Consider the following 16,042-nt stretch of genomic DNA (forward strand, 5'->3'; position numbering starts at 1 on the left):
AGACTTCAGCGCCCGAGCAGCCTCCGGGCCTTGTCGCCCAGCACCTTGGCGCGGGCGGTCACGCCCCACCTGGCCACATTGACGATGGCCTCGCGGGTGATGTCAGCGCTCATCTTGGAATCGCCCTCGGCGCGCTCGACGAAGGTGATGGGGACCTCGACGACGTGCAGGCCGGCGAGCTCGGTGCGCCAGCCCAGGTCGATCTGGAAGCAGTAGCCGCGCGAGGTCACCGAGGTGTAGTCGATGGCCTGCAGGGTCTCGGCGCGGAAGGCGCGGAAGCCGGCGGTGATGTCATTGATGGCCGAGCCCAGGAAGAAGCGTGCGTAGATGCCGCCGCCGCGGGAGATGAACTTGCGGATCCACGGCCAGTTCACGGTCGAGCCGCCGGGCACGTAGCGCGAGCCGATCGCCAGGTCGGCGCCGTTCTCGACCGCCTGCAGCAGCTTGGGCAGCTCCTCGGGCTGGTGCGAGCAGTCGGCGTCCATCTCCACGAGGACCTCGTAGCCCTCGGCCAGGCCCCAGGTGAACCCGGCGATGTAGGCCTGGCCCAGGCCGTTCTTCTCGGTGCGGTGCAGGACGTGGATCTGCGCATCGGCCTGCGCCATGCGATCCGCCATCTCGCCCGTGCCGTCGGGGCTGTTGTCGTCCACGACGAGCACATCGCCCTGCGGGACGGCGCGACGCAGTCGATCCATGACGGTCGGCAGCGACTCGCGCTCGTTGTAGGTGGGGATGATGATGAGGGAACGCACGCTGCGCGCATCCTTTCGCCGAAATGCACCGAGCAGGACATCGGGGGCCCGCCTTGAGGCGGACCCCGCACCGACGGTGTGGCGCACACCCTCGGGGCCCGCTGGGTGCAGTGCGGGCAAGGGATGGGACGCGCCGGTGCAGGTCGACCAGTCTAATCGTGCCGCACCGGAGCCACGAATACGACGACGGGCCCGACGAGGCCCGGAATCAGGCCGCTGAAGTGCAGACTCTGCCATGAGCGGGCGCAGTGCTCGGGCATCGACAGGCACGGCACAGGTTCACCGAGGATCTTGGCAGGGTCCTTGACGCGGCTTCCCAGGCTCAGGCCCGGCTCAGGGTGCGCCCCTCCACGACGGTCTGGGTGCAGCGCGGTGCGGCCTCGTCCTCGAGCGCCGGCAGCAGCGGGGTGCGCGCCCGGGGGTCGGTGCTCCAGGCGGCGGCGGTGCCCTCGGCCTGCTGGACCATCAGCGCCTCGACCTCCCAGAGGGCATAGGTGGCCGGCGTCCCGGAGGCCAGCTGCCCCGCCATGGGATGCCCGCCGCCCAGGGCGCGCCAGGCGCCGCGGGTCGCAGCCACGAAGGCTGCCCGCGCCGAGATGCGCTGCTGCGGATCGGGGTGGTGCAGCAGATCCCGCACGGCTTCCCAGCTGTCGAGAAGGTCGGCACCCGTGCCCCAGACGACCGGGATGCCCCGGCGGTAGAGCTCGGCCACCGGTGCCTCGGCCGATGGATCGAGGCACAGCGTCACGGACCCGGCCGCGATGCGCTCCAGGTCGGCCTGGGACAGCTCCACGGCGCCCACGAGATCCAGGCGAACGCCCATGGCGCGGGTGGCGCGCTCCCCCGCGCTGTCGGCCACGAGCTCGAGCCCGTCCAGGGCGATGGCCAGCTCATCGGGGCTGCCGACAGCCAGTGCCGGGGACAGCGAGGCCTGCGAGACCTCCGTGCAGAACGAGGCCACCGCCTGGGCCTCGGCACCGACCACCGGCAGACGCAGGCCCACCAGGGGTGCGGCGAAGCGCTCACGGACCTGCTCGATGAGCTCGCCGATCTCGTCCTGCGGCTCAAGGCTCGGCCACAGCAGAACCCGAGCGCCGTGACCCTGCTCGGCGGCCCGATCCCAGGCCTGCAGCGCCTCGGTGTCTCGCAGCGCCCCGGTGTGCACCACCGCACCTAGCCCGAGGTCCGCCGCCGCGCTCGGATCGGCAGTGCGCCCGAGATCCGCGGAGCTGTCGACGAAGGCCGGGGTGATCAGCCGCCCATCCAGCTCGACGACCTGCATCCGCTGATCCTGCAGCGAGTCCGCGGCCTGCTCCGAGCCGACCCAGACCACCTGATCCCCCTCGGCGATCATGGCCGAGGCCCCGGGGTCCACGGTCGTGTAGACGGAGCCCCTGCGGTAGAGGACGGGGCCCTCGAGGGGGCTCGGCTCGGGGTTCGGCTGGGACATGGTGCTCCTTCTCAGGACTCGGGGAGGTGGGGGGTGAATCGGATGAGGGGCGGTGCTGCCCCCGGACAGAGGCCACCAGGGCCGGTGCGGCTCAAAGATGGGTGCAGCTCATGGCTCGGGGTCCTCGAGCACGGACTGGACGACCACGCCCCGACGGATCAGATCCACGGCGCGCTGGCAGCCGGTGCGCGTCCGGGCGTCGAGGCTGTGGATCGAGGCCACCTGATCGAGCAGGTCGATCACCTGCTTGGTCCAGCGCACGAAGTCGCCGGCGGCCAGCTCGGTGTCCTCGAGAGTTGCGCGCAGCGACCCGCCGCGTGCCCAGCGGTGCATGGGCCCGATCATGCCCAGCTCCGGCTCGGCAGTCTGATCGACCCGGTGCTGCTCCTCCAGATCGGTCAGCCGCGTCCAATGCGTCACGGCGGTCGCGACGGCCTGCTCGATCTTGGCGGAGGGCAGCCGCGGGCGGGCGCCGGCATCCTGGCGCTTGGCCTGGTACGTGAAGACGGTGGCCACCGCGGCGATCGAGGCCGGGTCCAGCCCGTCCAGGATGCCGTCGCGCAGGCCCATGGCCAGCAGGAGATCGCGGTCGCCGTAGATCCGCCGCAGGCTCTGCCCGGCCGGAGTCAGACGCAGCTCGTCGTCGCGGCGCTCGAGGTAGTCGAGCTCGTGCAGCACGGAGGTGATGCGGTCGAAGCGCGCGGCCACGGCGTTCGTGCGGCCGTCGAGCTGTCGCATGAGGCGGTCGGTGTCCTTGCGCAGCCGCTCCCAGCGCTCGGCCCAGCGGGCGTGCTGCTCGCGGTCGCTGCAGCCGTGGCAGGGGTGCTCGCGCAGTCGGCGGCGCAGCTCGGTGATGCGGGCCTCGGAGCCCGAGCCGCCGCGGGCGAAGCGCGGCTGCTCGCTGCGGCTGCCCGAGCGCGGCGGCACCCCCTCCTTCAGCGCGGTGCGCATGGCCCCGGAGATGACCTTGCGCTCCTTGAGCGAGGCGACCGCGATCCGCTTGGGCAGCCGGATCCGCGAGATCGGCTCGAGCGGTCCTTCGAGGTCCTGGGCGCCCATGCGGCGCAGATGGGCGTCGTGGGTGACGACCGAGGGCCTCGGCTGCGGGGAGTGCGGATCCGGGGCGATCACCACGGCGAAGCCCCGGTTGCGGCCGTTCGGGATGTCCACGACGTCGCCGGGCAGCAGATCCTGCAGCGAGGACGCGGCCTCCGTGCGCCGGGCGTGTGAACGCGCCTTCTCGGCCGCCTTCTCGGTCTCCTTGAGCTCCCTGCGCAGGGCGGCGTACTCCGTGAAGTCGCCCAGGTGGCAGGTCATGGACTCCTCGTAGCCGGCCAGCGCCTCCTGATTGCGGCGCACCTCCCGGGCGATGCCCACGACCGAGCGGTCGGCCTGGAACTGCGCGAACGACGATTCCAGGATCCCGCGCGTGCGCTGGGCGCCGAACTGCGCGATGAGGTTGACCGACATGTTGTAGGTCGGTCGGAAGCTCGAGTTCAGCGGATACGTGCGCTTGGAGGCCAGGCCGGCCACGGCCTGAGGGTCGGAGCCGGGCCTCCACAGGACGACGGCGTGGCCCTCCACGTCGATGCCGCGGCGCCCCGCGCGCCCGGTGAGCTGGGTGTACTCCCCCGGCGTGATGTCCACGCGGGCTTCGCCGTTGAACTTGTCCAGGCGCTCGAGCACCACGGAGCGCGCCGGCATGTTGATGCCCAGCGCCAGCGTCTCGGTGGCGAACACGGCCTTGATCAGTCCCTGAGCGAACAGCTCCTCGACGACCTCCTTGAACAGCGGCAGCAGTCCCGCGTGGTGGGCGGCCACGCCGTGCAGCAGGCCGTCGCGCCACTGCCGGAAGCCCAGGACGTCCAGGTCGGCGTCGTTGAGCGAGGCGGCCGCCTCCGCGGTCACGGCACGAATGGTGCGCCGCTCCGCCTCGGTGGTCAGCTGCAGGTCGGCGGCCAGGCACTGGGTGACGGCGTCATCGCAGCCCGCGCGGGAGAAGATGAACGTGATCGCCGGCAGCAGACCCTCGCTGTGCAGACGACGCAGCAGGTGGGGGCGGCTGATGCGAGGGATGGACCCGCTGCGGTCGTCGCGCCCGCGCTCGTCCCGGCCGTGTCCGCCGTGCCCACGGCCGTTCTTGCGGCCCATGCGATCGCGGGAGCGTCCGCCCGGGCCGCGTCGTGCGGAGGACTGCGAGCGGGCCAGGTGCAGCAGCTCCGGGTTCACGGCGGGCGGTTCGATCTTGGCTTCCAGGCCGGCCTCCCGGGCGCGCCCGAGCCGCTCGGCCTTCTCGGCGGCCTGCTCGACCGTGTCCGTGACGAACAGGTCCATCAGCTCGGTGCCGACCTGCATGTGCTGCCACAGCGGGACGGGGCGGTCCTCGGAGACCACTACGTCGGTCTCCCCGCGCACGGTGCCCAGCCAGTCGCCGAACTCCTCCGCGTTGGAGACCGTGGCGGACAGGCAGGCCATCTGCACGTGCGGCGGCAGGTGGATGATGACCTCCTCCCACACCGCCCCGCGGAAGCGATCGGCGAGGTAGTGGACCTCGTCCATCACCACGAAGCCGAGGTTGCTCAGGGTGGGCGAGTCCGCGTAGAGCATGTTGCGCAGGACCTCGGTGGTCATCACGACCACGTCCGCCTCGGGATTGATCGAGGTGTCCCCGGTGAGCAGGCCCACCCGATCGGCGCCGAAGCGGCGCACGAAGTCAGAGTGCTTCTGATTGCTCAGCGCCTTGATGGGCGTGGTGTAGAACGCCTTCTGCCCGCGCTGCAGCGCCAGATCGACGGCGAACTCCCCCACGACCGTCTTGCCGGCACCGGTGGGCGCTGCGACCAGGACGCCGCGGCCCTCCTCGAGCGCGCGGCACCCTTCGATCTGGAACTCGTCGAGCTCGAAGTCCAAGCTGGCCGCGAACCGGCTGTAGTGAGTTCTGGCCTCGGAGGCGCGGGCCTTGGCTGCCATGTATCGCTCGGCTGGACTGGGCATGCCTCCACCCTACGACCCGACGACGACAGCCCAGCATGCCCTCGAGGGGCCTCCTGATGTGCTGTCGCCTGTCGAGTGGCCAGCAGGAGGGGCGGATCAGCGCGTGTCGTCGGTGCGGCCCATGGCGCTGAGGTCCTCTGCGGAGGTCGCGCTGTCGGCGCCCAGGCCGAGCTCGGCCTCGCGAGCAGCCCGCCGCTTGGCCTTGCGGCGATCCAGGATCAGGCACAGCGCCACCGCGAGGAAGAACAGCAGCAGCAGCGGCACCGCCAGGTAGAACATGGTCATCATGTCCGGACCGGGCGCCGCCATGGCCGAGATGATCAGGACGACGATCACCACCCAGCGCCACGAGCGCAGGATGGTGCGTCCCTTGAGGATCCCCATCATGTTCAGCCCCACCAGCAGCACGGGCAGCACAAAGGAGATGCCGAAGGTGAGGATCAGCTGCATGAAGAACGTCACGTAGACGTCCGCGCCGATCAGGTTGGTGCCGCCGGTGGGCGTGAACGACGTCAGCGCAATGACCGCAGTGGGCAGCACCAGCACGGCCACCGCGCAGCCGATCAGGAACAGCGGAACGGCTGCCAGCACGAAGCCGTAGGCGTAGCGCTTCTCCTTCTTCTGCAGCGCCGGCATGATGAACGCCCAGATCTGGTACAGCCAGACCGGGCTGGAGATGATCACGCCGAGCGTCAGGGCGACCTGGACCATCTGATTGAACGGGCCGCCGACCGAGTTGTAGTTGACGGCGGCTTCCTGGCCCTGGGCCTCCGCCACCGCCGTGAGAGGCTCGGTGATGTAGGCCATGAACGGGTTGTAGACCACGAAGCCCAGGACCATGCCGATCACGAGGCCGATGGCGGACTTGATCAGGCGGTTGCGCAGCTCGCGCAGGTGCTCGGTGAGCGCCATCTGCGCCTGCGGGTTGCGGCGGCGGCTGCGCATGCGGCGCTGCTCGCGCCGATCCGCTCCGGCTGCGGCCGACTTCTCCGGCTGCTTCTCGGTCATCGTGGGTCTCCCTGGGAGCCGTCGCGAGGCAATCGCGACGGCAGGCGAACCGGGCCGGAGTCCGTGGGGACTTCGGCCCGGAGGTCAGCTGACGGGGCGGTGAGCCCCGGCGTCATCGGGCGTTGCCGTCTGCGTTTGAGGCGCTGTCCGCCGCCGTGGAGCCGTTGGTGCCCGTGCTGGTGCTGCTGCTGGTCCCGTTCTCGCGGACGGTCTCGCCGTCGACGATCGTGGACTCGTTCTCGCCCTGGGAGTCCTTGCCGTCGTCCTTCATCTCCTTGACCTCGGACTTGAAGATGCGCATGGACTGACCCAGGCTGCGGGCCATTCCGGGCAGCTTGGGCGCGCCGAACAGCAGCACGATCACCAGCAGGATCAGGACGATGAACATCGGGTTGTCGAAGAGCTTACCCATTCGGGGATTCCTTTCCTCGTGCCGCCTGCAGGTCCTGGACCCGCTGCGGCTGAGCTCTCAGCGTCCGCCGCGCGATACGGCGCTCAACGCGCTCGGAGCGTCGTCTGTGACTGTCTTCACGATACTTCAGCCTGGCCTCGCGAGTCGGTGTGAACACGTCCGACGCGCCCCGCTGGACCAGGAGCTGGTGGCCTCGGGTGGACTGGGCCGGAGTTTGCGCGTCCGCACGATCCACGAGATCCCCGAGACGATCGAGCTCGCGCAGAGCTGCCAGGAGCCGCCGCCAGGTGGACCACAGGGCAGCCGCCAGGAACAGGGCCGCGACGATCACGAGCCCGCTCCACAGCAGCACCCACATCCACCAGGACACCTCGCTCACCTTAGGCCCGGTCCCTGATGGTCGGCCGTGTCCAAGTAGGGAGCCATGGCAGTGTTCACCCACTGTTCCCCGGCCTGCACGACATGCGGAGGGGCCAGCGCGCCGAGCTGCCCGCCGTAGCGGGTGACCAGCGAGAAGGCCTGCTCCGCCGTGGTGAAGGAGATCTGCGCGGCCTCGAACTCGACCGGAGGCCGCCCGCCCCGAGCCCGAGTCGAGGGGGCTTCCTCTGCTGCCGCGTCGGCATCCGCGCCCTCCAGGGGCGGCAGCTCGACGACCGCGGTGCGCGTGGCGCGGTACTGATCCGCGATCCAGCGGCTGCGCCGGTCTGTGACCAGCGCGATCTCGGTCTCGGCCGACAGCGCCGGGTCACGGGGCCGCACCCGCGGACGCGAGGCCGGGTCCTCGTGGACCTCCGCCTCGCCGCCCACCAAGGCCGAGCGCACGCGGTCCAGGCGGAACTCGCGCAGCGCCTGCGCCTTGGTGCACCAGGCGATCACATACCAGTACGTGTTGGACGACGTCAGGTGCAGCGGGTCGATCTCGCGCTCGGTGACCTCGTCGCGCGAGGCCACGATGTACTGGATCCGCACGCGACGGCGGTCGTCGATCGCCCAGCGCACGAGGTCGACCAGCGAGTCGATCGGATCCTGCGCGGCACTCCAGGCCGTGATCTCCGGCAGCGGATCCGGCTCCTCGGTCTGACCGGCCGCCTCCAGGGAAGCGGCCGCCAGGGCCGTGTCCGCGCGCGCTCCGACGGCATCGACGACAGTGGCGGGCTCCCCCGCGGCCTCGGCGACCTTGCGCAGAGCCGAGTCGATCGCCGGGGTCTGCTCCCCGGGCAGCGAGCGCAGGGTCTGCAGGCCGATCATCAGCGCTGCGGCCTCCGGCTGGGTCAGGCGCACCGGGTCCGAGATCTCCTCGGCATTCGACACGTTGACCGGGCCGCCGTCCCACGAGGCCTCGATGAGCTGATCCGGGGTGTGCCCGGGACGCCCGCACACGAACAGCAGGCCAAGGTCCTCGACGACCTGATCGACGTCGACCTCGACATGCTCGGCGACCTCGCCGATGTCCACGCCCTGGTGGCCGTAGACGTAGCGCACGATCTCCAGCAGCCGCGCCAGGTGCTCCGAGGACGACGTGGAGGTGCGCCGGGAACGCCGTGACGGGCGGTCCCAGTCGACCTCGGCTCCGCGCAACCGCTGCTGGAACTGGGCGGCACCGCGCAGCCGGCGCAGCACGCTGGCGCGCACCCGCGACTGCAGGCGCGGCTCGGGCTGCCCCGGCTGCAGCAGCGCCTCCAGCGGATCCGAAGCACCCAGCTCGGCGTCCAGCGGGTCTGCCTCGGGCAGGTCCGCGGTCTCCGCCGGAGGCATGAAGGCATCCGGTCCCACGGCGGCGACCTCGTCGGCCACCCGCTCCGGCTCGGTCACGGGCACCAGCAGACGATCGCGGCCGTCGGCGCCGGCGCCCAGCGACTCGGCCGAGGCCATGCGCCGCAGCATCTGCCCGCGACCGTGGGCGACGTCGACCGTGACGGCGCCGAGCGCCGGGGAGGCCTCGAGAGCATCGAGCCGATCGTTCATGGAGAATCCGGCCGGCGGCTCGAAGGTATGGGCGGTGGCCCGGACCTCGGAGACGATGCGCGAGAGCCGGAAGGTCCGCTCGGCCTGCCGGTCCAGATCCCAGCCGGTCACGTACCACGATCCGAACCGGGAGCCCACGCCCCACGGCTCGAGCCGCCGGTGCGTCTGCTCATCGGTCGAGGCTGCGAGGTAGTCGAAGCGCACCTGCCGGTGGCGCAGCACGGCTTCCATGAGCGGGGCGAAGGCGGGCTCCTGGACCGTGACGGTCGGCTGGATCATGGGTGCGGGCTCGTCCTGGACGGCCGAGGCCTCCAGCACGGGCTCGAGCTTGCGCAGAGCGCGTCGGGCGACGGTGCCCAGCGACGCCTCGGTCCAGGCGTTGGCCGCCAGGCCCAGCACGGCCGTCTCCTCCGCCGTGAACTGCAGCGGGGGCAGCGTGAAGGACCCGCGCGGGATCCGGTAGCGGAAGGTGGCGTCGTCCTCGAAGAGCAGCGACTCCGGGACCTCCTCGATGGGGAAGCCCAGAGCGCGCAGCTCCTGCTTATCGCGCTCGAACATCCGCTCGAAGCCGCTGTCGGTCGTGGCCTCCTGGTAGTCGGGCACGACCCCGCGCAGCTCCGCGCGGGTGTAGCCCCGCTCGCGATACAGCAGTGCGAGCATCAGATTCAGCCGACGCTCCGTAGCGCGTCGGCGCTGGTCGGCAGGCACTGCTGGGTCAGCGCACGTCGACGAGGTCGACGATGAAGATCAGGGCCTCGTTCGGGCCGATGGCACCGCCGGCGCCGCGCTCGCCGTAGGCCATGGACGACGGGATCTCGAGACGACGGCGCCCGCCGACCCGCATGCCCAGCAGGCCCTGGTCCCAGCCCTGGATGACCTGGCCGATGCCGACCGTGAAGTCCAGCGGCTGGCCGCGGTTCCACGAGGCGTCGAACTCCTCGCCGGTCGAATGCGCCACGCCGACGTAGTGGCAGGAGACCTGCTTGCCGGGCTCCGCCAGAGCGCCCTTGCCCTCCACGAGATCGATCGACACAAGCTCGGTGGGGGCATCGCCCTCGGGGAAGTCGACCTCGGGCTTGGAGCGGTCGAGATTGCGCTGTCCGAAGGACACGGTTCCTCCTGGGGGTTCGGATGGAGATCTCCTCGGTGGGAGATCGAGGATCGCACGGCCTGGGCCGATGCGACGCACATGGTGCGAACAGGATAGCCGCAGCGGACCATCAGGGGCCTGCGGATCAGCCCTCGGCGGACGCCTGATCGTCTGCGGTCGCGGAATCCGACGCGCCGTCGTCGGTCGGCGCCTCGGACGGCTGGGGCGATTCGGCGGCGCCCAGGATGTCCACGACGAACAGCAGATCTCCGGCGGGGCTGCCGCTGCCTTCGGCCTCGACCTCCTCCTGGGTGCCGTAGGCCTTGTCGGCGGGGATCGAGATGAGAACGCGCGAGCCGACCTTCTGGCCCTCGAGGCCCTCCGACCACCCGGAGATCACGGCCGAGAGCGGGAAGGCGGTGGGGACGCCGCGCTCGTAGGAGGAGTCGAAGACCTCGCCGTCCTCCCAGCGCACGCCGACGTAGTCCACGGCCACGGTGTCATCGGCCTGGACCTCGGCGCCGTCGCCGGCGATCAGCGTCTGGGTGACGACCTCGTCAGGGGCATCGCCCGACGGCGTCTCGATCTGCGGCGTGCCGTCCTCGCCCTCGGTGACCTGCGGCAGGCCATCGGTGCTGGCGGCCATCTCGCCGTCGGGCGTCTCCGGCAGGATCTCCTGGACCGTGTAGCGCACCGTGGTCTCCTGCACCTGGCCGGTGCCGTCATCGGTGCTGGAGGTGATGTCCACGGACGTCCCGACCCTGGCCTGAGCCAGCTGGTCGTGGACGAACTGGTCGGACTCGGCCAGGTCGTCGTCGACGCGCATGACCTGGTCCTGCTCCTGCTGCGGCTCTCCGTCTGCCACCGGACCGGTGCGCACCAGCAGGGTGTCGCCGTCCTCGACCTCCTCGCCGTCGCCCTCGTTGACCACATCGGCGGTGGGATCGGGCAGCGGCTCGGGCTCGGGAGTGTCGTAGGAGGCCAGGAGATCGACCACGAACACGAGGTCGCCGGCCGGATACTCGGAGTCCTCGCCGAGCTCCTCGGCGGTGCCGTAGGCCTTCTCGGCGGGGATCGACATGATGACCCGCGAGCCGGTCTTCTTGCCCTCGAGCGCCTCGGCCCAGCCCGGGATCATGGTGTCCAGCGGCAGGGCCGCCGGAGAGCCGGACTCGTAGGACGAGTCGAAGACCTCGCCGTCGTCCCAGCGCACGCCCACGTAATCGGCCACGACGGTGTCGCCCTCGCCGACCTCCTCGCCGTCGCCCTCGATGAGGTACTCGGAGGTGACCTCCTCCGGGGCCTCGCCCTCGGGCGCGGCGATCGTGGGATCGCCGTTGTCGTCCTCGGTGACCGTCGGCAGCCCGTCCGGGGAGTCCTTCATCTCGCCGTCGATGCCGCTGGGGATCTCGTCGACGATCTCGTAGACCTCCACTGCGGTGGAGTCATCTCCCTCGGTGCCGCTCTGCCCGGCGGTGGCATCCGAGGAGTAGGCCACCACGCCGCCGACCTTCATGCCCTCCATGGCCTCGTAGAGCTCGGGGACCCGCTCCTTGAGGTCGTCATCGAAGCTGAGGACCTGACCGGCGCGCTGGGAGTAGGACTCCCCCAGCTCGGACTTGTCGCCGCCGCCGTAGATCGACATCTGGACCATCAGGGTGTCCCCGGGGTCGATCTCCTCGCCGTCGCCCTCCTCGAGAACCTTGGTCTCATTGCCCTCGACCTTGATGGGGGTCTCGAAGTCGATCGAGGGAGCCTCGCCGGCGGTGCGTTCGTCGTCCGAGATCTCGACGGAGCGCAGTCCTCCGCCGCCCGAGCAGCCCACCAGAAGCAGGGCTGCGGACATCGCGGTACCGGTGACGAGCAGGGGCTTGCGCACGTGTTCCTCCAGGCCGCGAGCAGGTGCGGCATCTCGACGGGGTCGTCCCGGAGCACAGTGGATCCTGCGGGACGGACCGGTTCTCGGCGGGCAGGCTATCGGGCGGGGCTGAATGCCGCCTGTGCCGACAGGCCCCGGCACAGGCGGTCGCGCTCAGGCTTGCGGGGACTCGGGCTCCTGCGGGGGCTGGCGAGCCTCGGCATCGGCCTGCGCGGCGCGATCTGCGAGGTGGCGGGCGTCGCGGCTGGCACGGCGGGCCTTCTTGTCCGTGACCTCCCGCTCCCCCAGCGTCAGCGGGGTCCAGGCCTGCAGGTCCTCCTGCGTGTAGTCGGATTTCGACGCCCGCCGCTTGGGCGCCAGGCGGCGAGCGCCGTCGGCCAGGCGCCGGGCCGTGATCAGGAAGCCGGTGTGGGCGACCATCCGGTGGTCCGGGCGAACGGCCAGCCCCTCCACGTGCCAGCCGCGGACCATGGTCTCGTGGGCGTCCGGCTCGGTGTAGCGGCCGTCGGCGCGCATGGCCTCGGCCACGCGCGAGAGCTGGGTGACGGTGGCGACGTAGCAGATGACCACGCCGCCCGGCGCCAGCACGCCGGCCACGGCATCCAGGCACTCCCAGGGCGCCAGCATGTCCAGCACGACCCGGTCCACACTGCCGGGCTCCTCGCGCTCGCCGAGCTCCTCGGCCAGGTCGCCGATGCTCAGCTTCCAGGCGGGGTGGGCGCCGCCGAAGAAGGTCTCGATGTTGCCCTGGGCGACTTCGGCGAACTCCTCGCGGCGCTCGAAGGAGTGCAGGCTGCCCTCGTCGCCGATCGCGCGCAGCAGCGCGATCGACAGCGCGCCGGAGCCCACGCCCGCCTCGACCACCCGGGCGCCGGGGAAGATGTCGGCCATCGTGACGATCTGTCCGGCGTCCTTGGGATAGACCACCGCAGCGCCGCGCGGCATGGACAGCACGAAGTCCTTCATCAGCGGGCGCAGCGCCTGATAGGCGATGCCCACCGAGTTCTCGACCACGATGCCCTCGGGCTGCCCGATCAGCAGATCGTGCGGGAGCACCCCCTTGTGGGTCTGGTACTCCTGCCCGGCGGTGAGCGTGATCGTGGTCAGCTTCCCGCGGTCGTCCATGATCTGGATCCGCTCGCCCTCGCGCATGGGCCCGCGGCGGTTGATCGCTCCGGAGGGTCCGTGCGCGCGCTCGCCGGAGACCTCCGTGGCGCTGGTGGGGGTGCTGGCCTCGGTCATGGATTGCCTTTCACGACGGAATGGTGCGCTCGCTGCATGAGCGCGCAGGACGGATGCGCCGGGACGGCGCCGAGGATTCTGGGCCGAGGCCCTGCTGGCGGCTTCGGCGACGGACATTGTCGCATCACCGCCGCGCACTCGCCGACCCCGACGACTCCCGGCGTGCGGTGGTGCGCCGCAGCCCCGCGGCTCAGCGGCTCGAGCCGTCGGGGCCGATCAGCCCGGCGCGCTCGAGCAGCGTGTTCAGGCGGGAGGCCGCCAGGGTCCCCGTGACGGTGCCCTCCGCATCGACGATGACCATCACGGGGCTGGCGCAGCGCACGGCGGCCTCGAGCAGGTCGTGTCCGGAGAGCTCCTCGGGAAGGATCGCGGCCGGGCCGATCGGCAGCAGGGCGCTGCTCAGAGGGGAGGCCGCACGGTCCTGGGCCGGCACCGCGCCCAGCCGGGCGCCGTCGAGCACGCCCACGGGGAGGCCGTCGTCCATCCCGACGATCGAGGTGCCCGGCTCGAGCTGCATGGCCGTCTGCTCGGCGGCGCGCAGGCTCAGTCCTGCGGGGATGCCGACGGCCGGCTGACTCAGGCTCAGCGCGGTGCGGCCCTCCATGGCCGCCGAGGCCTTCGAGCGGCGCAGGCCGTCGGCAGCCCCCGAGATCAGCATCCACACGAGCAGACCGGCCACGATGAGGCTCAGCGGGCGCTGCCACAGCCCCAGCAGCAGGACCGCGGTCACGATCGCCACGGCGGCCAGCCGCCCGGTCCACGCAGCGGCCACCGTGCCCAGCCGCTCCCGCCCGGTCAGCCCCCACACGAGGGCTTCGACCACGCGACCGCCGTCCAGCGGAAGGCCCGGAACGAGATTGAACATCCCCACCAGCAGGTTGGCCGTCGAGGTCAGCGACAGCACCGACCAGCCGATGCGGGCCGCCAGGGCGCCTTCGGCCTGCGCGGCCTCGCCCAGTCCCGGCAGCACGGCGAAGCCCACCACCGCGATCAGCAGATTCACGACGGGACCCACGATCGAGACGACGGCGGAGGCCCCCCAGCGCGGGCTCGTGCGCCCGAAGGCGGTGTGTCCGCCCATGAGCGAGAGCACGATCCGGTCCACGGGCCAGCCGAAGGCCCGGGCGGCCCCGGCGTGGGCGAGCTCATGCAGCAGCACGGAGATCCCCAGCAGCAGGCAGAAGCCGAAGGCCACCGCATAGGCGCCGATGCCCAGCTCCGGCATGGATCGGCGCACGATCGGCCCGTAGAGGACCACCACCAGGAGGCAGACGATCAGCCAGGAGGACTGCAGGTACAGCGGCATCCCCGCGATCCGTCCGAGCGGCACGGAGCCGCGCGGGGCTCGACGGCCGGGCCTCCCCGCGCCGGTGCCGCCGTTGCGCTGGGAGGGCGAGCCCGTCACGGGCGGCCCCGTTCACGCTCGTGGACCCAGGCTCCGAGCGCCTCGGGGGTGACTTCGCTCAGCGAAGCGGCCTCGCGGTCCAGGCCCGCGTCGGAGATCTCGAGCAGGTTGGACACTCCCAGCACGAAGGCTCCTGAGCCGATCGCCGAGCGGATGCCGGTCAGCGAGTCCTCGATGGCGACCATCCGCCGGATGCTCAGCTGCTCGGCCTGGTCACCGCGCTCTGCGACCAGGGCGGCCAGCCGACGGGCGGCGAAGACGTAGGGCGCCGGGTCCGGCTTGACCGGCAGGCCGATGTTGCCCGTGACGATCAGGTCGAACAGGGGCCCGTACCAGCTGGTGGCCGGATCCTGCCCGGAAGCGGCGATCGCACCGAGCTTCTCCACGACCACATCGGCCACCGGCGACTCCGAGTTGGTCACCAGCGCGGTGGGGATGCCCTCGCGGCGCAGCGCCACGAGCAGCTCGAGAGCCCCGGGCCGCAGCTCGAGCTCGCGGCGCACACCGGCAGCCACCCGCTCGCACAGGGCGTCGACGACCCCGCGCACGCTCAGCGGGATCCCGGCGCGGACCATGATCCGCCCGGTCTCCTCGAGGTCTCCGCCCACCACGCTCAGCGAGTCCTCGTCCGTCCAGGGGAGGCCGTGGGCGCTCATGAGATCGGCCTCGGCGGCGAACCAGTGCGGCTCGGTGTCCACCAGGGTGCCGTCCATGTCCCACAGGACGGCATCCGGGCGCGCGGCGGCAGCGGTCGAGGGATCGTGGCTCGTGGGAGGCATAGTCGGATCCTAACGACTCGATCCGTCTGCAGCCCGGTCCCCCGCGCCAGCAGGACTGCGCGTGTGCGCTCAGGGCGAGCAGTGCCGCCACACCGCGCGTCGCCGCTCGGCCCGCGCGTACAGTGGCGCAGGTGAGTGGATTCGACGAGACCTTCCCCCAGCCCGAGGCGGGCCCGTTCGGCGTCGTGCAGGAGGCCGGATCGAGCGAGCGCGTGCGCGTGCTGATCGGTGCCTTCGAGGGCTGGAACGACGCCGGCGATGCCGCCACCGATGCCGTGAAGCTGCTGGCCGAGGCCTTCGGAGCGGTCGAGGACTTCGAGATCAGCCCGGATGACTACTACGACTACCAGTACTCGCGCCCGCGCATCGTCCGTTCGGCCGCCGGCGAGTCCAAGATCGTGTGGCCCACCACCCGGATGCTGAGAGCCTCGGTGCCCGGCACCAACCTGGACCTGATCCTGCTGCATGGCTGGGAGCCGTCGTATCGGTGGTCCAGCTTCGCCGCGGAGATCCTGGAGCATGCCGCGCGCCTGGAGGTGGACTTCGTGGTCATGGTCGGAGCCCTGCTGGCAGATGTGCCGCACTCCCGTCCGATCCCGCTGACCGTCACCTCCGAGATCGAGGAGCTGCAGCAGGAGCTGGAGATCACCGGCTCGGACTACGACGGCCCCACCGGCATGGTCGGCGTGCTCGGCCATCTGGCCGCCGTGTCCGGGATCCCGTCGCTGAGCCTGTGGGCCGCGGTTCCGCACTATGTGGCCCAATCGCCCTCCCCCAAGGCGCAGCTGGCCGTGCTGCGCCGGCTCGAGGACCTGCTGCGGATCACGGTGCCCATGGACGCCCTGGTCGAGGACGCCGAGGCCTGGGAGCGCGGGGTCGACGATCTGGCCGAGGAGGACCCGGAGATCGCTGCCTACGTGGCCAAGCTCGAGGAGGCCAAGGACACCGCGGACCTCCCCGAGGCCAGCGGAGACGCCATCGCCCAGGAGTTCGAGCGCTTCCTGCGCCGCCGCGACCAGAACTGAGTCCGCGGACCGGTCTGCGAACGGGAAGGGGGCCGGGGGGG

The 16,042-nt window shown here is 71.3% G+C and carries 13 protein-coding genes; 1 reads left to right on the top strand and 12 read right to left on the bottom strand.

Annotated elements, in window-relative coordinates:
• Window positions 1–5: 5 nt before the first annotated feature.
• The 12 genes from M3E84_RS10610 to M3E84_RS10665 form a co-directional block, all read right to left on the bottom strand.
• Window positions 6–752 (bottom strand): polyprenol monophosphomannose synthase, encoded by a 747-nt coding sequence (locus M3E84_RS10610; protein WP_259896132.1) that lies wholly within the window; start codon window positions 750–752, stop codon window positions 6–8.
• Between the two features lie 322 nt (window positions 753–1,074).
• Window positions 1,075–2,202 (bottom strand): amidohydrolase family protein, encoded by a 1,128-nt coding sequence (locus M3E84_RS12420; protein WP_311200468.1) that lies wholly within the window; start codon window positions 2,200–2,202, stop codon window positions 1,075–1,077.
• A gap of 108 nt (window positions 2,203–2,310) precedes the next feature.
• Entirely contained in the window at window positions 2,311–5,196 is a 2,886-nt protein-coding gene (locus M3E84_RS10620; protein ID WP_259896133.1) for an RNA helicase, read from the bottom strand.
• 96 nt (window positions 5,197–5,292) lie between these two features.
• Window positions 5,293–6,204: a twin-arginine translocase subunit TatC gene (tatC, locus tag M3E84_RS10625; RefSeq protein ID WP_259896134.1), complete on the bottom strand. Its 912-nt coding sequence runs from the start codon at window positions 6,202–6,204 to the stop codon at window positions 5,293–5,295.
• Window positions 6,205–6,316: 112 nt separating this feature from the next.
• Entirely contained in the window at window positions 6,317–6,616 is a 300-nt protein-coding gene (gene tatA / locus M3E84_RS10630; protein ID WP_259896135.1) for a Sec-independent protein translocase subunit TatA, read from the bottom strand.
• Entirely contained in the window at window positions 6,609–6,995 is a 387-nt protein-coding gene (locus M3E84_RS10635) for a hypothetical protein (protein WP_259896136.1), read from the bottom strand. The genes tatA and M3E84_RS10635 overlap by 8 nt, the downstream gene beginning before the upstream one ends.
• Window positions 6,992–9,241, bottom strand: coding sequence for a WYL domain-containing protein (locus M3E84_RS10640; RefSeq protein ID WP_259896137.1), 2,250 nt, complete (start codon window positions 9,239–9,241; stop codon window positions 6,992–6,994). The genes M3E84_RS10635 and M3E84_RS10640 overlap by 4 nt, the downstream gene beginning before the upstream one ends.
• A gap of 55 nt (window positions 9,242–9,296) precedes the next feature.
• On the bottom strand, window positions 9,297–9,692 hold the full coding sequence (locus M3E84_RS10645; protein ID WP_259896138.1) for an FKBP-type peptidyl-prolyl cis-trans isomerase: 396 nt from the start codon (window positions 9,690–9,692) through the stop codon (window positions 9,297–9,299).
• A 124-nt stretch (window positions 9,693–9,816) separates the two neighbouring features.
• The gene (locus M3E84_RS10650) at window positions 9,817–11,550 is read right to left on the bottom strand and encodes an FKBP-type peptidyl-prolyl cis-trans isomerase (protein ID WP_259896139.1); all 1,734 of its coding nucleotides are present in this window, start codon (window positions 11,548–11,550) and stop codon (window positions 9,817–9,819) included.
• 153 nt (window positions 11,551–11,703) lie between these two features.
• Window positions 11,704–12,792, bottom strand: a complete 1,089-nt coding sequence (locus M3E84_RS10655) for a tRNA (adenine-N1)-methyltransferase (protein ID WP_259896140.1) — start codon at window positions 12,790–12,792, stop codon at window positions 11,704–11,706.
• Window positions 12,793–12,982: 190 nt separating this feature from the next.
• Complete coding sequence (locus M3E84_RS10660; protein WP_259896141.1) at window positions 12,983–14,197, bottom strand: site-2 protease family protein; 1,215 nt, start codon at window positions 14,195–14,197, stop codon at window positions 12,983–12,985.
• Window positions 14,194–14,976 (bottom strand): HAD family phosphatase, encoded by a 783-nt coding sequence (locus tag M3E84_RS10665; protein ID WP_259896142.1) that lies wholly within the window; start codon window positions 14,974–14,976, stop codon window positions 14,194–14,196. The genes M3E84_RS10660 and M3E84_RS10665 overlap by 4 nt, the downstream gene beginning before the upstream one ends.
• Before the next feature lie 131 nt (window positions 14,977–15,107).
• Here M3E84_RS10665 and M3E84_RS10670 point away from each other — a divergent pair, with 131 nt between their 5' ends.
• Entirely contained in the window at window positions 15,108–16,001 is an 894-nt protein-coding gene (locus M3E84_RS10670; protein ID WP_259896143.1) for a PAC2 family protein, read from the top strand.
• Window positions 16,002–16,042: the final 41 nt, after the last annotated feature.

Source organism: Kocuria sp. p3-SID1428, from assembly GCF_025149945.1.
Taxonomy (GTDB): domain Bacteria; phylum Actinomycetota; class Actinomycetes; order Actinomycetales; family Micrococcaceae; genus Kocuria.